Annotated in this window: 18 protein-coding genes; 6 read left to right on the top strand and 12 right to left on the bottom strand. The window is 65.7% G+C overall.

Annotated elements, in window-relative coordinates; translation table 11 throughout:
• Positions 1 to 76: 76 nt before the first annotated feature.
• The 3 genes from AC1ROK_RS01825 to AC1ROK_RS01815 all read left to right on the top strand — a co-directional run bounded on the left by AC1ROK_RS01825 (position 77) and on the right by AC1ROK_RS01815 (position 3,226).
• A complete protein-coding gene (locus AC1ROK_RS01825; RefSeq protein WP_492843248.1) occupies positions 77 to 742 on the top strand; it encodes a YggS family pyridoxal phosphate-dependent enzyme in 666 nt (221 codons plus the stop codon).
• On the top strand, positions 739 to 1,266 hold the full coding sequence (locus AC1ROK_RS01820) for an HD domain-containing protein (protein WP_492843246.1): 528 nt from the start codon (positions 739 to 741) through the stop codon (positions 1,264 to 1,266). The genes AC1ROK_RS01825 and AC1ROK_RS01820 overlap by 4 nt, the downstream gene beginning before the upstream one ends.
• A 253-nt stretch (positions 1,267 to 1,519) precedes the next feature.
• Positions 1,520 to 3,226, top strand: coding sequence for a phospholipase D-like domain-containing protein (locus AC1ROK_RS01815; protein WP_492843244.1), 1,707 nt, complete (start codon positions 1,520 to 1,522; stop codon positions 3,224 to 3,226).
• A gap of 47 nt (positions 3,227 to 3,273) precedes the next feature.
• On the opposite strand, the gene AC1ROK_RS01810 is transcribed toward AC1ROK_RS01815, so the two are convergent.
• Positions 3,274 to 4,059 (bottom strand): AraC family transcriptional regulator, encoded by a 786-nt coding sequence (locus AC1ROK_RS01810; protein ID WP_492843242.1) that lies wholly within the window; start codon positions 4,057 to 4,059, stop codon positions 3,274 to 3,276.
• A 94-nt stretch (positions 4,060 to 4,153) separates the two neighbouring features.
• Here AC1ROK_RS01810 and AC1ROK_RS01805 point away from each other — a divergent pair, with 94 nt between their 5' ends.
• A complete protein-coding gene (locus tag AC1ROK_RS01805; RefSeq protein WP_492843240.1) occupies positions 4,154 to 4,561 on the top strand; it encodes a DUF2000 family protein in 408 nt (135 codons plus the stop codon).
• A 73-nt stretch (positions 4,562 to 4,634) separates the two neighbouring features.
• Here AC1ROK_RS01805 and AC1ROK_RS01800 read toward each other — a convergent pair whose 3' ends face one another.
• The 5 genes from AC1ROK_RS01800 to AC1ROK_RS01780 form a co-directional block, all read right to left on the bottom strand.
• Positions 4,635 to 7,757 (bottom strand): glycoside hydrolase family 31 protein, encoded by a 3,123-nt coding sequence (locus AC1ROK_RS01800; RefSeq protein WP_492843238.1) that lies wholly within the window; start codon positions 7,755 to 7,757, stop codon positions 4,635 to 4,637.
• A 231-nt stretch (positions 7,758 to 7,988) separates the two neighbouring features.
• Positions 7,989 to 9,230 (bottom strand): ABC transporter substrate-binding protein, encoded by a 1,242-nt coding sequence (locus AC1ROK_RS01795; RefSeq protein WP_492843236.1) that lies wholly within the window; start codon positions 9,228 to 9,230, stop codon positions 7,989 to 7,991.
• Between the two features lie 30 nt (positions 9,231 to 9,260).
• Complete coding sequence (locus tag AC1ROK_RS01790) at positions 9,261 to 10,097, bottom strand: carbohydrate ABC transporter permease (protein ID WP_492843234.1); 837 nt, start codon at positions 10,095 to 10,097, stop codon at positions 9,261 to 9,263.
• A gap of 136 nt (positions 10,098 to 10,233) precedes the next feature.
• A complete protein-coding gene (locus AC1ROK_RS01785) occupies positions 10,234 to 11,118 on the bottom strand; it encodes a carbohydrate ABC transporter permease (protein ID WP_492843232.1) in 885 nt (294 codons plus the stop codon).
• Complete coding sequence (locus tag AC1ROK_RS01780; RefSeq protein ID WP_492843230.1) at positions 11,115 to 12,137, bottom strand: LacI family DNA-binding transcriptional regulator; 1,023 nt, start codon at positions 12,135 to 12,137, stop codon at positions 11,115 to 11,117. Before AC1ROK_RS01780 ends, AC1ROK_RS01785 begins: the two co-directional genes overlap by 4 nt.
• A 430-nt stretch (positions 12,138 to 12,567) precedes the next feature.
• Between AC1ROK_RS01780 and AC1ROK_RS01775 the strand changes: the two genes are divergently transcribed.
• Entirely contained in the window at positions 12,568 to 13,251 is a 684-nt protein-coding gene (locus AC1ROK_RS01775) for a response regulator transcription factor (protein ID WP_055047030.1), read from the top strand.
• Positions 13,252 to 13,414: 163 nt separating this feature from the next.
• The gene (locus tag AC1ROK_RS01770; protein ID WP_326866953.1) at positions 13,415 to 13,870 is read left to right on the top strand and encodes a cyclic nucleotide-binding domain-containing protein; all 456 of its coding nucleotides are present in this window, start codon (positions 13,415 to 13,417) and stop codon (positions 13,868 to 13,870) included.
• Positions 13,871 to 14,133: 263 nt separating this feature from the next.
• On the opposite strand, the gene AC1ROK_RS01765 is transcribed toward AC1ROK_RS01770, so the two are convergent.
• The 6 genes from AC1ROK_RS01765 to AC1ROK_RS01740 form a co-directional block, all read right to left on the bottom strand.
• Entirely contained in the window at positions 14,134 to 14,523 is a 390-nt protein-coding gene (locus AC1ROK_RS01765; RefSeq protein ID WP_492843228.1) for a RidA family protein, read from the bottom strand.
• 23 nt (positions 14,524 to 14,546) lie between these two features.
• A complete protein-coding gene (gene xth, locus AC1ROK_RS01760) occupies positions 14,547 to 15,365 on the bottom strand; it encodes an exodeoxyribonuclease III (protein ID WP_492843226.1) in 819 nt (272 codons plus the stop codon).
• Between the two features lie 82 nt (positions 15,366 to 15,447).
• A complete protein-coding gene (locus AC1ROK_RS01755; RefSeq protein ID WP_492843224.1) occupies positions 15,448 to 16,113 on the bottom strand; it encodes a LolA family protein in 666 nt (221 codons plus the stop codon).
• Positions 16,114 to 16,203: 90 nt separating this feature from the next.
• Positions 16,204 to 16,542 (bottom strand): ArsR/SmtB family transcription factor, encoded by a 339-nt coding sequence (locus AC1ROK_RS01750; protein WP_492843222.1) that lies wholly within the window; start codon positions 16,540 to 16,542, stop codon positions 16,204 to 16,206.
• Positions 16,542 to 17,189, bottom strand: a complete 648-nt coding sequence (locus AC1ROK_RS01745; protein WP_492843220.1) for an SRPBCC family protein — start codon at positions 17,187 to 17,189, stop codon at positions 16,542 to 16,544. Before AC1ROK_RS01745 ends, AC1ROK_RS01750 begins: the two co-directional genes overlap by 1 nt.
• Positions 17,190 to 17,431: 242 nt before the next feature.
• A complete protein-coding gene (locus AC1ROK_RS01740) occupies positions 17,432 to 20,098 on the bottom strand; it encodes a DNA translocase FtsK (RefSeq protein ID WP_492843218.1) in 2,667 nt (888 codons plus the stop codon).
• Positions 20,099 to 20,337 lie beyond the last annotated feature (239 nt).

The following is a 20,337-nucleotide window of genomic DNA, read 5'->3' as shown; positions in this document are numbered from 1 at the left end:
ATTACGTTGCGTTATTGGGGGTTTTTGGCTACCGGACCTTCATCAGAATTCCGTTAACCGGTCAACAGAGAGGGCCATGCAGAACGCCCCGGAACGTCTCGAAACCATCCGCGCCCGGATCGAGCGGGCGCATCAGCGCTTCGGCCCGCCGCCGGATCGGGTGGAGCTGGTCGCCGTCTCCAAGACCTTCGATGCCGCAGCAATCCGGCCGTTTCTTGACGCCGGCCAAAGGGTGTTCGGCGAGAACCGTGTGCAGGAGGCCAAGGAGAAGTGGCCTGAGCTACGGGCTTCCTATGACGGCATAGAATTGCACCTGATCGGCCCGCTGCAGACCAACAAGGCGCGCGAGGCGGTGGCGCTGTTCGACGTGATCGAGACGCTCGACCGCGACAAGCTGGCAGGAATCCTCGCCGAGGAAATGAAGCGGGCAGGCAAGCGTCTGCCGGTGTTCGTGCAGGTCAATATCGGGCTCGAGGAGCAGAAGGCCGGGATCGCGCCGTCGGATACGGCAGCGTTTGTCGGTCGCTGCAAGGACCTGCATGGCCTCGATGTGGTCGGGCTGATGTGCATCCCGCCCGAGGGCGATCCGGCTGGACCATATTTCGCCCACCTGGCATCGCTGGCGCGCGATGCCAGAGTCGAGAAGCTGTCGATGGGCATGAGCAGCGATTTCGAGACGGCAATCGCCATGGGCGCGACGCATGTGCGGGTCGGCAGCGCGCTGTTCGGGCACCGGGGATGAGCGCCGGCCGGCTCGGCCTCGCCGAGGCGGAGCAACTGGTGGCCGAGCGGCTCGGCGCGAGCCCGAGAGCCGCGCATACACGTTTCGTTGGCCTGCTGCTGCAGCAACTGGCGGTTGAGCTCGGCGCCGATGCGGGGCTCTGGCGGATCGTTGGGCTGGTGCACGATCTCGACTATTTCGCGGTCGACGGCGACTGGAGCCGGCACGGTGTGCTGGCGGCGGGATGGCTGCAGGGGCGCCTGCCGGACGAGGCGCTGGCGGCGATCGCGGCGCATGACCACCGCACCAGGGTGGAGAGCGCAACGCCGATCGCCGAGTGCCTCAGGTTGGCGGACGGTCTTGCTGTGCTGGACGAGGACGCCGGCCGGGATCGCACGCTTGCTGCGCTGGCTGGCGGGTCAATCGCCGATATTGTCGGCCGCCGCCGGTTTCTGATCGAGATCATCGCCGGCAACGCGGCGAGGCGCGGCGTGGAACTGGCCAGGCTCGGGCGGCTGCTGACGGGGCTGCCAAGGCAGGGCTAGCCGCGGTCCCTGAGCTGCTATGACGCCATAGCACTGCACTGCGACCCTTTTCGGAAGCAATACTTCACGCAGGGTTACTTCGTATGTCGGCGTCGATATTCGGAGTGTGAAGCTTACATGACACTGCTTTTCGTTGTCGCCGGGTCGTGATAGCGTTTGCGTCTCTGCCGATACTTACGATCCACATGTCTCTGTCCGAGGTGAGTGCCTGCCATGGTGGCAAGGCGCCGCTTGTGCTTTCGGGAGCAGCGGAATGGCTGGCGAGTTTCAGGTTACGGGGAAGAATGCCGCGGCACTGTTTACGCTGAAGGTGCACCGCGGTGACGGCATGGCGCTGCTGGCCATGAATTGGCGCAACGGCAAGCCACCTGAGGATTTTGTCGGCTTTGCCATCGAGTACCGGGTGCCCGGCGGCACGCGCTTCCTCGCCGTGCATAACCGGATCGCCTTCCCGGCGCCGGGCGGTGCGGTCAATCCCAACAAGCTGTCGTCACGGCTCTCGCCGATCCAGAAGTTTCGTTGGGTGCACTTCCCCTTCAATGCCGAGATTCCGGGCGAGTACACCTACATGGTCACGCCGGTGTTCATGGCGGACGATGGGCAACTCAGCTACGGCGAACCGCAGCTGGCCGATATTGAGCTCAGGCGAGAGACCTATCCGGGGGCGATCAACATTGCCTATACACGCGGCTTCGTCTCCTCGCAGGCCTTCGTCGATCGGTACGAAAAGCATGGGCCGATCTCGACGCTGCTGCCCGCGAGTGCTGATGACGGGCTGACCTTCACGCCGACCCATCTCAAGACCGAGGAGGCGCTCACCTGGATGGGGTTCGAAGGGCGCCACGCGATCTACGAGACCCTCGACGAAGCGATCGCCGACCCGGGCGCCAAGGTATTCGTCGTCGCCTACGACCTCAGCGAGAAGGGCTTTGTCGACAAGCTGCGGCAGCTGGGGCCGCGACTGCGGATCATCATCGATGATGAGGGCGACCACGGGGACTCGCATTCGGGGGAAACCCAGTCGGCCGATCTTCTCATCGCCTCGGCGGGGGCGGCCAACGTCAAGCGCCAGAACATGGGCAGGCTGCAGCACAACAAGATGATCGTGGTCGATGGCGCCCAGGTGAAGAAGGCCATCGGTGGCTCCACCAATTTCAGTTGGCGCGGCTTCTATGTGCAGTCGAACAACGCCATGATCTTCACCGGCGCGGCGCCGGTCACGGTGTTTCGCGAGGCGTTCGAGGATTTCTGGACCGAGGCCGGTTTTGCCACCAGCCGCTCGGCGGAGTGGCGGGACCTGGGGATCGCGGGGGTCGACGTCAAGGCGACGTTCTCACCGCATGCGCCCGCCAATGCGCAGCTCAAGAAGATCGCCGCCGATATCGACGGTGCCAAGTCGAGCCTGCTGTTCTCGCTGGCCTTCCTCTGGCAGACGCCGGGGGTGATCCGCGACGCCGTCGGGCGGGTCCGCGACAACAACCAGCGCTTCGTCTACGGCATCTCCGACAAGAAAGTCGGTGGGCTCGATGTGCAGAAGCCGGACGGCAACCCGCCCGCGGTGTTTCCCACCGCGCTGCTGAAGGGCAGGACCCCGGCGCCGTTCAAGGCAGAGCCGGTGGGCGGCAGTGGCAACCGCATGCACCACAAGTTCGTGGTGATCGACTTCGATAAGCCGACGGCCCGGGTCTATCTCGGCTCCTACAATTTCTCGAAAGCTGCAGACGACACCAATGGCGAGAATCTGATCCTGGCGCGCGATCGGCGGATCGCGGTGTCCTACATGGTCGAGGCGTTGCGGATGTTCGACCACTATCACTTCCGCGTCGCCCAGCAGGAGGCCAAGGCCGCCGGCACCAAGCTGCAGCTGAAGTTTCCGCCCGCCGCCCCGGGACAGGACCCCTGGTGGCTGCGCGACTATACCGACGTGCGCCGGATCAAGGATCGCCTGATGTTCTCCTAGGCGGATGCTATGGCGTCATAGCGTCCGCCCGGCATGCCGAGCCGGATTCAGGCCGCAATGACCAGGCGCTGCCAGCGGCCGGGGGTCATGCCGAAGGCCTTGAGGAAGTGGCGATGGAAGTGGCTCTGGTCGGCGAAGCCAGTCTCGGCGGCGACAGCGGCTATGGACTGGCCTGCCGCAAGCAGGCGTCGGCCCTCGGTGACCCGACGCATGGTCAGGTAGCGGTGCGGACTGGTGCCGAAGCGCGCCCGGAATTGGCGCGAGAGCGTGAAGCGATCGAGGCCGGAGACGGCTTCGAGCTCGTCGGAGCGGATCGGCTGCAGTCCGGCGTGGTTGAGGACCTCCGCCACCCGCGCCAGAGCGACCAGGTCGAGCAGCGATGCTCGCTTCGGCGGCGCATCGGCACGACGCAAGAGACCCTCGGCGAGCTCGGCCACCACCTGGTCGGCCACCAGGGGCTCGAGGGTGCTGTCCATGTCGCCGAAAGCTTCGAGCAGCGCCGAACGGAGCACGAGGTCGTCAACCACAGGGGCGGCAACGAAGGGCAAGCCGGCATTCTGCAATCCGGCCTGCACCAGCGCCGGGTCGAGGTAGAGCATGCGGTAGGTGAGGCCCTGCTCGGTACCGGCGCCGCCGTCGTGGATCTCGTCGGGGTGGAGGATGATGACCTGGCCGGGCAGCGAGGCTCGGACCTCGCCGCGATACCAGAAGCTCTGCACACCGCGGAGGGTCACGCCGAGCGCATAGGTGTCGTGCCGATGCCGGGCATAGGCATTGCCGAGGAATTGCGCCTCGATGCGCTCCATACCGGGATAGCCGGGTGCGGCGCGCACGGCGTCTTCGGCCGTGCTGCACAAACGTTCAAGACCGACGCCGGTCTCCGCGTCTAGGACCCGTGGTACGTCAGTTGCTTCCAGGGTTTCCGCCATGTTCGACACCAAGATCGCCATTGTCCTGCGCGAGGACCTCGCGCCGTGGCAAGCGCTCAACGTTACCGCATTTCTTGCCGCCGGAATTACGGCTCAGCACCCGGAAATCATCGGCGAGCCCTATATCGATGGCGCCGGCAACCGCTTCAGCTCGCTGTCGGTGCAGCCGGTGATCGTTCTCGCGGCGGATGCCGAAGCGATGCGAAGCATCCATCGGCGCGCCCTGGAGCGCGGCATCGTGACCTCGGCCTATATCGAGGAAATGTTCGCGACCGGCCATGATGCGGCCAACCGCGACGTCTTCTCCCGCTTCGCGCCGGAGGAGGCGAAGCTGGTCGGCATCGGGCTCCGCGCCGAGCGGAAGCTCGTCGACAAGGTGGCCAAGGGGGCACGGATGCACCCCTGACGCGTGGGAGTGGCGGCGGTGGCCGCACTGCTATGGCGTCATAACACCCCTCGATTGCGGGGCGTGGCCGCGCTCAAACTGCCTGCAGGTCGAACATCGTCAGCCCAGCACCGGACAACGCGAGCGTCGAGGCTGGCTGGACGATGCCGTTCAGTTCGAGCTGGGCCGGCGGGTCGGTGAAGACCAGCTTGATCGGGCGAGAGCCCTTGGAAGTGACACGTACGATGCCGTCGGATACCGCGATTTCGAGGCCGCGGTGCTGGAGCGTGGTGTTGGGCTCGAGACCGGCGACTAGCAAGACCGAGGTCCCGGCGGCATCGATGTCGGAGGGCATGTTGGCGCCGAGGCGGGCCTCGTGCTGGAAGGCGAGCGGCAGGGCGGCGCCTTGGCGGAGGAAGACCGGGATCTGTTCGAGCGGGGCAGCAACCCGGTGGGTTTGCCCGCCGTCATACCAGCGGTTCTGGAACAGGTGCCACCAGCGTCCCTTGGGCAGGTACACCTCGCGGGCGGTATCGCCCTCCCGGATGATCGGGGCGACCAGCAGGTCGCGACCGAACATGTATTGGTCCCACAGCCCGGCCGCACGGCTATCGCCCTGAAAATCCAGCAGCATGGCGCGCAGCAACGGCTGCTTCCGAGCGACGCACCAGGCAGCCTCGCGCTGCAGGTAGGGCAGCAGCGACATGCGGAGGTTGGCGAAGAAGCGGTAGCCGGTGAGGGCCCGTTCGTCGCCGGAGCGCTCGGCGATGTTCCAGGGGGTGCGGTCCTGGTTGAACTCAGCCTTGCTCTCGGCGTGGTACTGCATGATGGGAGAGAAACACGCCATGGCGGCCGAACGCACGTAGAGCTCGGCGCTTGGAACTTCCCCGGAGAAACCGCCCAGGTCCCAACCCCAGAAGATCACCCCCGACATGCCGGCCGAGAGGCCGGCGAGGATCGAGCGTTTGAACGCATCCCAGGTGGAGCGTTCATCGCCGGCCCAATGGGCCGGGAAGGTCTGCGCTCCGGTATAGCCGGCGCGCGAAAAGCAGATGCCGCCGTTCTGCTGGGCAAACCGGTGATAGGCCGAGATATAGTCGCGCGGGTAAGCGTTGCGGCTCTCGAGCCCGGTGCTGCCATCGGCGAAACGCAGATCCTTGCCCCAGACCATCTCGCCGCCGTCGGTCTTGAAGCCGTCGACGCCGAGCTCATCGATCAGGTATTGGCGCTTCGAAAACCACCAGTCGCGGCCGGCGGGGTTGGTGAAATCCATCAGCAGGCTGTCCTTGAACCAGCCCTCAGGCAGCCGCAGCGACGTGCCGTCGGGGTGTTTCACGCCAAACCCCTCGGCAAAGAAATGGCTTTCGTCGTTGCGCTTCTGCAGGTGTTTCAGCGCCGGAGACTGCTTGATGATCGGGATCTGCCACAGGATCAGCCGCAGGGCGTTGTCGTGCAGATGCGCGGCGAGGCCTTTGGGGTCGGGCCAGCGGCCCCAGGCGGGGAAGCTGAAATCGCCATAGACGAAGGCCTCGGCGCCGGGTTTTTCGGCGTATTGGGCGTCGTTGAAGATGTAGAAGGTCGCTTCATCCGACCAGGCTTCGATGACCAGGACAGTGGCCGGGATCTGGTGCTCGAGGGTGAGCGCCACCTGCTTTCGTACCTCGGCCTCGCTGTCCCAGTTGTTCGAGGACATCCAGGGGCCGAGGGCCCAGGCGGGGACGGGTTCGGGGTCGCCGGTGAGCGCCATGAACTGGCTGACCTGTGCGGCGACGGGGCCAGTCAGCAGGTCGATGGCGAGGTGGTCGGCTTCGACGCCGAGCCGGGTTTCCCCTGCTATGCCGAGGTCGAACCAGGAATAGGAATCGGTTGCGAGGTGGAGGCCGAAGCCGGCGTCGGTATAGCCGACCGGCATCGGCATATAGGTCCGTAAGCCCTGTTCCTTGTACTGGTTGTAGACGAACTGATCGACCCGGTTGCCCGCCTGGTTCAGGGCGTTGTAGCGCTCGCCGAAACCGTACCAGCCGCAGGGCGGATGGGTGAGGGTAGCGGAGATCTCGCGAATGGTACCGTCGCGGGCTTCGAGCCAAGAGATATCGGTGAGGGTGGCGACGCCCAGCTGCAGCGGGAGTTCTGTGTCGCCCGCGCCCGGGGTGATGTCGATGCGGCCGTCCGAAACGGTGACTCGCACCGGCGCGCTGTCCTGCCGGCGCCGTCGGAGCGTTTCGTAGACGAACGGTCCCTGGGTGACCTCAGGGTGGGTGGCAAAGCGGATGCGGTACTCGACCAGCGATCCCGCCGGGGTGCGGGGGAGGATGAACTCCCAGCAATCGCCTTTGAAGGCGCCGGCAATGGCGGTTTCGCCGACGATGAGTTCGAGCGGCTCGTCCGCCGACAGCGGCGAGGCCTGGGCGCGGACGGTGACCTCGTCGGCGTCGGTGATGAGCTTGGGGAAGCGCTCTTCGAGCAGCGGCTCGTAGCGGTTGCCATTGCCATCGGGGGCGTGGCGGATGAAGCGGGCTTCGAGTTGGCCGAGAGCCTTGAGGCGCTCGGCGACGATGGGCGCGGGCGTCGCGGCGAGCAGTTTTCGGCTTTTGGCGTAGCTGCCCTGCTCGGCATAGTACCAGGCGAGGAGCTGGCGGTCGGCCGCAGTGGCGCGTGCGAGGCGATCGGGGGCGGTGAGGGTGCGGACCGCGTCGACCAGCACCAGGTCCTCGCAGTCGAACAAGCCGAACGGCACGGCGGCGAGGACGACGTCGAACTCGAGTGTCTCCTTGTCGGAGGACGACATCAGCGCGCCGAGGCGCACATGGTTGGCATAGACGTGGTTCTTCACCCGGCCGACCAGGCGCGTGGTGCTCTCGTCGCGCGAGAGATGGTTGGTTTCGCGCAGGGCGGCGGCCCACAGCGCCACGACCCAGGTGTCGGTGGCGTAGTTCTGGTTGGGCGACAGTTCGCGCTCGAGGCGCGTGGTGATGGAGGTGCGCAGTGCCGCGGCCTTGTCGGAGCGAAGCAGCGCGAGGTCGCCGGTCGATTGGGCAAGGAGGGCGGCGAGGTAGAGGGCGAGCGCGGCATCGACCGGGTCGGTGGGATCGGCGTCGGCGAGGCGTGTGGCGATCTGCGGGGCGGCTGCGGCCGGGTCACGCAGCAGCTCGGCATAGAGTTCGAGGAACCAGGGGTGGCGGGTGGCGAGGGCGGGTTCGCGAGCGTCGGTGGTCATGGCTGGTTCCGGTGTGAGTGGCCGAGAGCCCGGGGGCTCCCGGCCTTGCCCTTTGGGAGGCAATTGGGTGAAGGAAGGCGTGCCGACTGAGAGAGACGGCCCCCTCCTGGCCTCCCCCATGAAGGGGGAGGTGAAGTGGAGTTTGGGGCTCGATCGAGCCCGGCTCACCGGCAGGGCACCTCCCCCTTCATGGGGGAGGATGGGAGGGGCCCGTCTGCCGGCAGTCAGCGCTTACAGCAGCCCCTCGATCGCCGCCTTGGCGTCCTTCAACGCCTGTTCCGGTGTCTTCTGGCCGAGCTTGGCGGCTTCGAGTTCCTTGCCCACCGCGTCGGTCAGCTGGTTCCAGTTGCCGATCACCGGCGGAACGACCGCGGTGTCGAGCGCCTCAAACACCACTTCGCGGCTCTCGGGGACTGGCTGATCGAGATAGCCCTGCACGGCCGCGGCGTCGGAGACGGCGGGGAGTTCCCAGCCGGCGGCGATGCGGAGGTCGACGGCGGCCTTCGACGAGGTCAGGAACTTGATCCACTGGTAGGCTTCGGCCGGGTGGCTCGAATTGGCCGAGACGGCGACGCCATTGGCGAAGAAGTGGTGCGCCTTGTTGGTCTTGCCCGGCTCGAGTGCGATATCCCAGTTGAACTTGGCATTGGCGGCGAAATCGCCGAGCAGCCAGATGCCAGTCCGCAGCATGGCAATCTTGCCGGCCTTGAACAGATCCTCGGACGACTGGCCGGCCATTTCGACATCCGACGGGGTGACCTTGTAGGTCGACACCTTGTCGATCATCCAGGTGAGCGTCTCGATGTTCTGAGGCGAGTCGATGGTGACGGTCTTCTTGTCGGGCGAGAGGATCGAGCCGCCGTTCTGGGCGATGGTCTTGTAGAACTCCCAGAACTGGATCGGCGCGAAATCGCCCCAGACGCCGGCGCTGGCATTGGTCAGCTTCTGGGCCGCGGCGAGCTCTTCGGTCCAGGTCCAGTCGGCCGTCGGGTAGGCGACGCCGGCGGCGTCGAACAGGTCCTTGTTGTAGAACAGGACGACGTTGGAGAAGCTTTCGACCAGGCCATATTGCTTGCCATCCCTCGTGAAGGCGGCGAGCGCCGTCGGGTTGTACACCGAGGTCGAGAAGCCGGTATCGGCCGCGATCAGCGGGGTGAGGTCGGCGAGCGCGCCCTTATCGGCATAGGTGACGAAGTTCTCGAAGTTGAGTTCGAAAGCGTCGGGCGCCTGCTTTGCGGCAACGACGGTCTGCAGCTTGGTGAAATAGGCGTCCCAGGCGGCGGTCTCGTAGGTGACCTTGACGCCGGGATGCTCGGCCTCGAAGGCGGCGATGGTGGCGTCGAGTTCCTTCAGGTAATTCGGCGCGGCCGAGAAGGTCATGTATTTGATGGTGACGTCCTCGGCGAGTGCCGGGGTGATGAGGGCGGTGGCAAGCAGCAGCCCGGTGAAAGCGGTGAACGTTCTGCGCAGCATGGTCTTTTCTCCTCCTTGAGACCGTTGTCGTTACTTGAGCCCGGTGTGGGACAGGCCCTTGATGATGAAGCGCTGGGCGAAGACGTAGACGGCGATGATCGGCAGCGTGGCGATCACCGCGCCCGCCATCAGCACGTTCCAGTCGGTGGTCCAGCGCCCCTGCAGGGCGCTGAGGCCCAGCGGCAGGGTCATCATCGATTGGTCGGTGGTGATGATCAGCGGCCACAAAAAACTGTTCCAGCTGGCCATGAAGGCGAACACCGCGAGGGTGGCGAGCGCCGGGCGCGCCAGGTGGATGGCGATGGTGAAAAAGATCCGGATATAGCCGGCGCCATCGATGAAGGCGGCTTCCTCGATCTCTTTGGGCAATCGCAGAAAGAACTGCCGGAGGAGGAACGTGCCGAAGGCGCCGAAGCTCGAGGGCAGGATCAGCGCCTGGTAGGAATTGGTCCAGCCGAGCCAGTTCATGATGATGAAGAGCGGGGTGAGGGTCACCTGCTGCGGGATCATCAGGGTCGCGAGGTAGGCGTAGAACAGGACGGTGCGGCCGCGGAACGCGATGCGCGCGAAGGCATAGCCCGACATGGCGCAGAACAGCACCATCAGCACGGTCGAGGTGACCGAGACGAAGATCGAGTTGAACAGGAACTGGCCGACCGGGGCGCTGTCGAACACTTTGGCGTAGTTGTCTGATGTCGCCGGGTCCGGCAGCCAGTTAGGCGGGGTGACGAAGGTGGCGCCGGCGGTCTTCAGCGAAGTGGAGACCATCCAGGCGAAGGGCAGCAGCATGACCACCGCGCCGGCGATGAGGATGGCGTAGGTCGCGAGGTCTGGCAGGGAGAGGCGAGCACCGCGCCTGCGGCCCACCCCCTCCCGGCCTCCCCCATCCAGGGGGCGGTGCAGGGACGAGCTTGTGGCGCCGCTGGTGCCAGCCGCACCGGCGGGCACCTCCCCCCTTGTGGGGGAGGTTGGGAGGGGGGTGTCCCGGGGCATGGCAAGCGGCTCAGCCATCGGACCGGTCCAGCTTCTTCTGCAACAGGTTCTGCGCGATTGTCACCGCGAAGATCAGGGCGAACAGCACCCAGGAGATCGCCGAGGCGTAGCCCATCTTGTAGTAGCTGAAGGCGTTCTTGTAGATCAGCTCCACCATCACCGAGGTGGCGCCGGCGGGGCCGCCCTGGGTCATGATCCAGACCTGGTCGAACACCTGGAACGACGAGATCAGCGAGATGGTGGTGACGAAGAAGGTGGTCGGCGCCAGCATCGGGAAGGTGATCGACCAGAACCGTTGCCAGGGCGTCGCGCCATCGAGGGCCGCCGCTTCGTAGAGCGGCTCGGGAATATCCTGCAGGCCGGCGAGGTAGATCACGGTGACGAAGCCGATATCCTTCCACACCGAGGTGAGGATGACGCCGGTCATCGCCCAGGCCGGGTCGAACAGCCAGCCCGGACCTTTGATGCCGATGGCGCCGAGCGCGAAGTTGACCAGCCCGTATTGCGGGTTGAGCAGCCACTTCCAGATCAGCGACACGGCGACCCACGAAGTGACCACCGGCACGAAGTAGATGGCCCGGAAGACGACGCGGCCACGGATGCGGCGGTTGAGCAGCAAGGCGAGGCCGAGCGCGATGAGCACCACCGAGGGCAGGTAGCCGAGGATGAAGGTGAGGGTGTTGCGCAGCGCTCCGAGCACCGCCGGATCGGCGAGCGCGGCGACGTAGTTGTCGAGGCCGACCCAGCTGATCTCGCCGATCAGGTCCCATTGCGAAAAACTGAGCACCAGCGAGGACAGCACCGGCGCCATCAGGAACACCACCATGCCGGCGAGGCTGGGGAGCAGCAGCACCGCCAGCGCCAGATACTTGGAGCGATCGGCGGCGGGGCTCATCTCGAGCCTCGCTGGCTGACGCTGTCGCGCTCGACGATGGCGACATCGACAAAACTGTCGCGCGGGGCCTCGGTCTTGTCGAGGATGGCGCTGATCAGCCGGCCGGCGAGCTGGCCCTTGCCGAGGATCGACTGATCCATGGTGGTGAGCGCCGGGTAGACCATGCGCGAGATCGACAGGTTGTCGAAGCCCATCACCGAATAGTCCTCGGGGATGCGCCTGCCGAGTCGATGCAGGCCGGCGAGGAGGCCGGCGGCGATCAGGTCGGCGGTGCAGAAGGCGGCGGTGGTGTCGCGCAGCGCCACGAGCTCTGCGGCCGCCTCGGCGCCCCAGTCGAAGGTGACGGAGCCGGAGAGGATGCGGGTGGGATCAAAGCCGATGCCGGCTTCGGCCAGCGCTCGCTTGTAGCCGTCGACGCGGCGCTCGATGACGCCGTCGGTGCGGATGACACCGGTCACCAGTGCCACCCCTGAGTGGCCCTTGCCGATCAGGTACTTGGTGGCGCGATAGGCTGCGGCCTCGTCGTCGACGCCGAGGCGGTAGAAGCTGGGGTCGTCGATATAGCTGTCGATCAACAGGGTCGGCAGGGCGAGTTCGCGCAGCCGCTGGTAGAGCGCCTCGCGGTAGACGCCGAGGACGATCAGCGCGTCCATGTTCCAGTGCGAGAGGGTGTCGAGCTGGGCGTTGCTCTCCCCCACCCCGGACAGCATCATGTAGTAGCCGTTGGCGCGCAGCGCGCTTTCGATGCCGGAGATCATCTCGGCATAGAACGGGTTGTCGAGCAGCAGCTGGTTCTGGTTCTCGGTGAACGGGATGATCACCCCGACCATGCGCGAGGCGTTGGAGACGAGGCTGCGGGCGCTCATGTTGGGGCGGTAACCCAGCGTCTTCACCGCCGCCATGATGCGCTCGATGGTCTCCTCCGAGGCCTTGGCGCGGCGGCCGTTAATGACGTTGGAAACGGTCATCGGCGAGACGTTCGCGGCGAGCGCAATGTCCTTGATCGTGGCCCGTGCCAAGTCGCAGATCCTCCCCTGAGAGCCGGGTGCGGCTCATCGGTTTTGCGTTAAACTAGTTGGCTCGTGGTTCCGCGCGACGATTCTTGCTTCGATCGATCTGCGTGGGAGCTGCGTAGTTTTACGTTAAACCGACGTAGTGATATGCCCCGATCGTTTGCCTGTCAACCGCAGCCAGGCGGTCACGACCGCAGAGCGGTGCGATCACGCGCGCCGGGCCAGGATGTCAGGTGGTTCGGCGCCGGCTTGTTGGCTGTCAGCCAATTGTCAGCTTCCCGTCAGCATCGCGTGGCTAAGACTGGCGGCCGAGGTGAAACCAATCTGTGTCAAATCACGTTTCTCATCTCGCGGCGATCTCACGCCGTTTTGATTGGCGGGCTGCAAGCTCCGGCAATAACTCAGCAATTCGAAGCCAATGGCTTGGGGTACTCACATGAACAGACGGCGCATCCTGATTGTCGACGACGATGCCGACCTGCGGAAGACTTTGATCGACCAGCTGACGCACTATCGCGAGTTCGATCTGGTCGAGGCGGAATCGGCGTCGGATGCGCTGGGCAAGGTCCGTGGAGCCCATGTCGACCTGATGCTGCTCGATGTCGGCTTGCCCGACATGGATGGCCGCGAGGCGGTGAAGATCCTCAGGCGCGAGGGCTTCAAGAGCCCGATCATCATGCTGACCGCCCAGGACAGCGATTCCGATGAGATCCTCGGGCTCGAGTCGGGCGCCAACGACTATGTGACCAAGCCGTTCCGGTTCTCGGTGCTCTTGGCGCGCATTCGCGCCTCGCTGCGCCAGCACGACCAGAGCGAGGACGTGGTGTTCACCATCGGGCCCTACAGCTTCCAGCCGGCAGCCAAGCTGCTCGAGGCGCCGGATGGGGCCAAGGTGCGGTTGACCGACAAGGAAACCTCGATCCTCAAATATCTCTATCGGCAGGGTCCCAAGACCATCACCCGCGAGATCCTGCTCAAAGAAGTGTGGGGCTATAATAACCGGGTCACCACGCATACGCTGGAAACGCACATCTATCGGCTGCGCCAGAAGATCGAGCGGGACCCATCCAACGCGCGGCTCCTCGTCACCGAAGATGGTGGCTACCGGCTGGTGCCGTAAGGCGCCGGGGCTGCGCGCCAGCCAGTGCATAACTTTTGCCGCGTGGGCCGACGTGGCAAAAGGGATTCCTGACAGCGACAAGAAATGCTCTATATCGAGGGCCGCGGTACAACCCGGCGCTGAGGCGCCGGGCATGTGGCTGGCGGTCCGGGAATAGGGCGGGATGCAACTCGACGACGCGGCGACGATTCTGGGACGTGCGGATTTCTTCGAAATCTGCGACGCCGAACAGCGGCGATTGCTCGCGTTCGCCTCAGAACGGAAGAAATTCCGTCCCGGCAGCGTCATCTATGCCTCCGGTGACCAGCCGGAAGGCGCGCATGTGCTGGTCTCGGGCACCGTGTCGAGCACCCAGGATGGCGCCGAGAACAACCCCTATCTGATCCACGAGGTCGGCGCGGTGCTGGGCGCCATGGCGCTGGTCATCCCCAAGCCGCGGCCGGTGACGATCAAAGCGATCGACGCGGTGGAGACCCTGTTCGTGCCGCGCACCGCGTTCATGAAGCTGGCGAACCAGTACCCCGACCTGGCGGGCCGGGCCGCGGATCGGATCCGGCGCGAGCTGACGAGCTATCTCGGAGCCATCGAAGGCTCCCGCGGGCGGTTCGGCAAGGGGTAAGTGGATAGGCTTGGGCCAGCTGAGCTGCCTCATCCACGGTGTCACCCCGGCGAAGGCCCATGGGCGTCAAGTTCGTGCCCACCCACTGGCCGTCATCCCTGCGAAAGCAGGGACCCAGCTCACAGCCCGCGCAGGTGGATGAATGGATCCCTGCTTTCGCAGGGATGACACCGAGCTTAGGGGCGCTGCTGGCGGCAAACTCGCCGATGGTCGGTGCCCGGAGCACGATAGCCGCCGCTGTTCCACGTGAATCAGTGTGATGCTCAGTCGGGAATCACTGCGTCGACTTCGATCTCGACCAGCCAGTCGGGATCGACGAAGGCGGTGACCTGCATCAGCGTGGTCACTGGACGGATGGTGGCAAAGGCCTCGGCGTGGGCGCGGGCGGCGTCTTTCCACAGCGCGATATCGGTGAGGATGATGCGGGTCCGGGTGACATGCTCGAGGCTCGAGCCGGCATCGGTCAGCGCCTTGGCGATGATCTCGAGGCAGCGCCTGGTCTGGCCGTAGACGTCGCCGATGGCAGCGGTGCCGCCCTCGGCCGGGATCGGAGCGGTGCCGCCAACCATGACGATGTTGCCGACGCGGACGGCGCGGGAAAAGCCGATCACCGGCTCGAGGTAGGAGCCGGAGCTGACGAGTTTTCGCGACATGGCAGGTCTCTTCTGCTTGGGTTTCACGCGAAGCGGGCGATCACCGGGACGTGGTCGGAGGGCTTGTCGCTCCAGCCGCGGGCCGGCTTGATGATTTCGGCGCCGGCGGTGTGGGCGGCGATGTCGGCGGTGGTCCAGATGTGGTCGAGGCGGCGGCCCTTGTTGGCGGCCTGCCAATCCTTGGCGCGGTAGCTCCACCAGGAATAGAGCTTCTCCTCTGCCGGGAAGTACTTGCGCACCACGTCGACCCAGCCGTGGCCGCCGCTCAGCAGCGCGTTGAGCGCCTCGGTCTCTACGGGCGTGTGGCTGACCACGTCGAGCAGCTGCTTATGGCTCCACACGTCGTGTTCCAGCGGCGCGATATTGAAGTCGCCGCAGATCAGCTGGCGCTCCTTGAAGTGGTCCTCGCCGAACCAGCTCTTGAGCTCGCTCAGGAAGCCGAGCTTGTGCTTGAACTTGGGGTTGAGCTCGGGATCGGCGAGGTCGCCGCCGGCCGGGATGTAGAAATTGTGGACGGTGAGCGGGCCGAACCCAGAGCCCTGTCCGAGATCGACCAGCGCCGAGACGTGACGGCTCTCCTCGATCTCGCAGAAGACACGCGAGGAAATGTCGGTCAGCGGGTGCTTCGAGACGATGGCGACGCCGTGGTAGCCCTTCTGCCCATGCACGGCATGGTGCGGGTAGCCGGCGGCGGTGAACTCGTTGCGCGGAAACTGGTCGTTGAGGCATTTGATCTCCTGCAGGCACAGCACGTCGGGGTCGTACTGGCGCAGGAAATCGAGGACGATCGGCAGCCGCAGGCGGACCGAATTGATGTTCCAGGTGGCAAAGCTCGTCGGCATGAAAAAGGCGCCTCAGGAATGGGAGGCGCCTCTTATGCAGAGCGGGGCAGGGAGCGTAAAGCCGGAAACGCCGCCTGGTTGCTCAGGCGTCGGGAGGGGCCGCCTTCGAACGGAAGGTCGGGTCGATGTAGAAGTAGGATTTCGGAATGGCGACGTCCTTTTCGACATCGTAGAGCGAGAAGGTGAGCTCGGCGCCCGACGGCTCGGTGAGCGTCCACTGCTTCATGTCGAGGCTCTCGGTGTCGAACACCAGAGCGACCCGCACCACGCCCTTGGGGGTATCGTCCTGCAGGGTGATCGAGAAATAGTCGTCGGATTGAGCCACGGCGACGATGTTGGCCTTGAATAGGTCGATCTGCGAATCGAGGAACTGGCGCAGCGGCACCTTGTCCTGCGGATAGGCGTACTGGGTCTTCTCCTTGCGATCGACGACATAGAAACCGCGCCCAACCGAGACGATCTGCTCGTAGGAGGGGGGATTGTAGCGGAACAGGATCTTGCCCGGCCGCTCGAGGAAGAAGGTGCCCTCGATGCGCTGGCCGCGGGTATCGATCTGCAGAAAGCGGCCGACCATGGTCTTGATCAGCGAGTTGTGCTCGTTGATCCGGGTGATCAGGTCGCGTTCGGCGTCGGTCAGCGTCCGAGCTTCCTGCGCCAGGGCGGGGAAGGCGGCGAGCAGGGCGGCGAAGGCGAGAAAGCTGCGGCGGATCATCCTGATGACGTTCCCTTCGTGGTCCGGAGCCGTCACCGTTTCGTCGAAACGCTGACCGTCTCCAAGTCTTTGATTTATGGAGCATGCCTCTAGACAGCAATTGCGGCAACAGCGGGAAGGTTCCGCTCACTGCGATCCTTCTTGGCGATCCTTTTTGCCGCGGGCGATCTCGGTGGCGAGCGAGGCGAGCTTGTGGGTCCAGAAGCCGCGGAAGCGTTCGAGCCAGTCGTCGATGTCGCGCAGCGGTCCGGCATCGAGGCTGTAGACGCGACGGGTGCCCTCGGGCCGCACGGTGGCGAAGCCGGACTCCCGCAGCACTTTCAAATGCTGGCTGACCCCGGCCTGGCTGATGCCGAACTCGGCGGCAATCACCTCAACCACCTCGCCCGAGGCATGCTCGCGCTCGGCGAGCAACTCGAGAATACGGCGGCGGACCGGGTCGCCGAGAACGTCGAACGCGTGCATCACATCTCCGGGGGCGGGGCCTCGCCGGTGTAGAACTGCCGCGTCGCCTCGGCGGCCGTCAATGCCTGCTCGCGGCTTTCACCGGCGGTAATGGCGGCGGCGCCCCAGCCGTCGCTGGCCGTGCGGATGAACAGTTTGGCTTCGGGCCGTTCGTGCCAGCCCGCCACGGCTTCCTGCGGCAGGTCGACGGTGGGCTCGGCGAGGTGCCGGGCCAGCCCCATGAAGCCGAGATCCCAGCCGACCCCGACGGCGCCGGGCCCGAACCGGTCCCAGTGCGGATCGATGAAGGCAACGTGCTCGAGCTCGAGCCGGGCCCCATCGGCATCCGGGGCGAGGGTAATGGTGATCCAGCTTATTGCGCCGGCGAACTCCCAGGTGGCGGCGATCCGGCGCTGCGGCTGGCATTCGGTGATGGTGCCGCCGGCATTGTTCTCGACCTGGAAGCGGCCGCCGAGTTTCAGCTCGCCGCTGACCGGCGAGAACCAGCGCCGGAGCCGCTCGGGGTTGCTGACGGCATCCCAGAGGTCGGCGACGTCGGTGTCGTAAACGCAGCTGGCGACCACCGCCTTGGCGGGTTTGCCGTCGCGCTCCAGGTTGCGCACCGAGCGGGACATGGCGTTGACGTGGGCGGTGAGATCGAAAGGCATCGTCGCGTCCTCCAGTATCAGGTGACACTTATATAAGGTACGACTAATATTATGTCTAGGGGGGCGGGGCGGTAGACACGCGCGCAGCGATCGTGCCCCACCCGCCGGTTGTCATCCCTGCGAAAGCAGGGACCCATCTATCCACCTTCGCGGGCTGTGAGTTGGGTCCCTGCTTTCGCAGGGATGACACCGGGCTTAGGGCGTTGCCTGGCGGCGGAGAGGGACCGCGAACAGAGCCCCGCTCAATACCCGTCGGAATTGTTGCCGACGAGGATTTCGCGCTTGCCGGCGTGGTTGGGGGCGGAAATCACGCCTTCCTTTTCCATGCGCTCGATCAGCGTTGCGGCCTTGTTGTAGCCCACTGCCAGGCGGCGCTGGATGTAGGAGGTCGAGACCTTCTTGTCGGTCAGCACGACGTTGACGGCCTTGTCGTAGAGCTCGTCGCCCGAGCCGCCATAATCGTCGCCACCGCCGGCGGCCATGCCGCCTTCGTCCATCTCGTCCTCGTCGGCGACGATGGCATCGAGATAGTCCGGGGCGCCCTGGGACTTCAGGTGGTTGACCACGGCCTCGACCTCGCTGTCGGCGACGAACGGGCCGTGCAGGCGACGGATGCGGCCGCCACCGGCCATGTAGAGCATGTCGCCGTTGCCGAGCAGCTGCTCGGCGCCCTGCTCGCCCAGGATGGTGCGGCTGTCGATCTTACTGGTCACCATGAACGAGATGCGGGTGGGGAAGTTCGCCTTGATGGTGCCGGTGATGACGTCGACCGACGGGCGCTGCGTGGCGGTGATGACGTGGATGCCGGCGGCGCGGGCCATCTGCGCCAGGCGCTGCACCGAGCCTTCGATCTCCTTGCCGGCAACCATCATCAGGTCGGCCATCTCGTCGATGATGATGACGATGAACGGCAGCGGCTCGAGGTTGAACTCCTCGCTCTCGAAGATCGCCTCGCCGGTCTCGCGGTCAAAGCCGGTCTGCACGGTGCGGGTGATGACCTCGCCCTTGGCCTTCGATTCACCGACGCGCTGGTTGAAGCCGTCGATGTTGCGCACACCGATCTTCGACATCTTGCGGTAGCGGTCCTCCATCTCGCGCACCGCCCACTTGAGGGCGACCACGGCCTTGGAGGGATCCGTCACCACCGGGGTGAGCAGGTGTGGGATACCGTCATAGATACTGAGTTCCAGCATCTTGGGGTCGATCATGATCAGGCGGCACTGCTCCGGGGTCATCTGGTAGAGCAGGCTGAGAATGAAGGTGTTGATGCCCACCGACTTGCCCGAGCCGGTGGTGCCGGCGATCAGCAGATGCGGCATGCGGGCCAGGTCGGCGATGATCGGCTCGCCGCCGATGGTCTTGCCCAGGCAGATCGGGAGCTTGCCCTTCATCTTCTCGAAATCGGACGAGGCCAGCATTTCGCGCAGGTACACGGTCTCGCGCACCTCGTTGGGCAGCTCGATACCGATGGCGTTGCGGCCGGGAACGACGGCGACGCGCACCGAAATGGCGCTCATCGAGCGGGCGATATCGTCAGCCAGCGAGATGACGCGCGACGACTTGATGCCAGGGGCCGGCTCCAGCTCGTAGAGGGTGACGACCGGGCCGGGGCGGACATTGATGATGTCGCCCTTGACGCCGAAATCGGCGAGCACGGATTCAAGCTTCCGCGCCATCGCCTCGAGGCGTTCCGGCGCATGCTCGGGGCTGGCGCCCTTGTGCTTGGGCGGAGTGAGCAGGTTCAGCTCGGGCAGCTCGAAGCCATGCGGTTCGTCGAGGAACGAGCCCTGGGCTTCGCGCGCGGCGCGCATGCCGGGCTGCGGCCGGGGGGCCGGCGCCGCAACACGCGGCGACACCACGGGAGCGGGCTGATGCGCAGCCGGGACGTGCGGCATGGGAGCCGGGCTGCGCGAGGCGGCCATCGGGCCACGCAGCGGGGTCTGCATTTCCCAGCGCGGCATATCGGCTTCTTCATCCGGCTCGGGCGGATAGTCGTCGAACGGCGGCTCGTCATGGGCAGCCACGATCGAGCGCCGCTCGACGGTGAGGGCGGGCTCGGCGCGAACGGCGGGGGCCGACGGCGCATGACCGTGCAGGCTCGGCTCGACGGCTTCGCCGCGCCAGGCTTCGGATTCTGCTTCGGCGGCCCGGCGCTGGGCGATGCCGGCGCGGGCGCGGCGAACGGCGGTGCGGGCCGAGAAGCCGAGATGCACGGCGTAGCCGAGGATGACGTCGAAGATCGAATCGCGCTCGGGTTCGTCGTCATCGACGGGCGCAGTGGCGGCAGCGCCCTTGGCGCCGGCCGGCTTGGCCCTGGCCTTGCCTTTGGGCAGTTCGGGCAGGGTGACCTTGCCCAGGCCCATGGCGATCCAGAACAGCGCCAGGGTCGGGGCGGCAATGATGATGGCAAACAGCACGGCGGTCACCGGCTGCGGGGTGGCGCCGGTAGCGAGCACCGCCAGGTTGGAGAAGCTCTGGCCGACGAGGCCGCCGAGCCCGGTGGGCAGCGGCCAGCTTTCAGGCGCAGCAATGAAGGCAAACAGGCCACAGCTCAGAACGCTCGCGGCGACCCAGGCGAGGAGGCGCAGGCCCATGCGCGAGGGCACGCGGTGGCGAATCAATCCCCAACCCCACAGCGCGGGCGGCACCAGCAGGGTGAGAATGCCGAGGCCGAAGACCTGGAACGCCATGTCGGCAATGACCGCGCCGGGGAAGCCGAGCCAGTTCCTCGCCGGTTCACCCGAAGCGTAGGAGAGGCTCGGATCATCCACCTGCCAGGTGGCGAGGGACAGCAGCACGATCGCCACCAGCCCCAGGATGATGGCCCCCATCACGCGGACGGGGATGCGGATCGCTATGGCGGGTGCGGTCTCTCGACGGGCGTCTTCGAGCAGGTGCTGTGCCGGCATCGTCTGGTACACTCTACAAACGGAACGCTGAACCGGCGGCAGACGGCGCGCCGATCGAAGGCTGATCCTAGGCGGTTAGGGTTAACCCGGAACTAACTGGACGAGGGTGGTGCGAAGGCTGACGGCGCGCGGTTTGGCGCTGAGGCTCCGGTCGCCATTCGCCCTCTCGGGTTAGTGGCCGGATCTAGCCGCAAGCACCGGGGGCCGGTGGGGGACGCATCTATCAAAGATAGAAAAGG

This window comes from Devosia sp. GW821-FHT12F11 (assembly GCF_058806655.1).
This window is presented reverse-complemented; position numbering and strand designations above follow the sequence as displayed.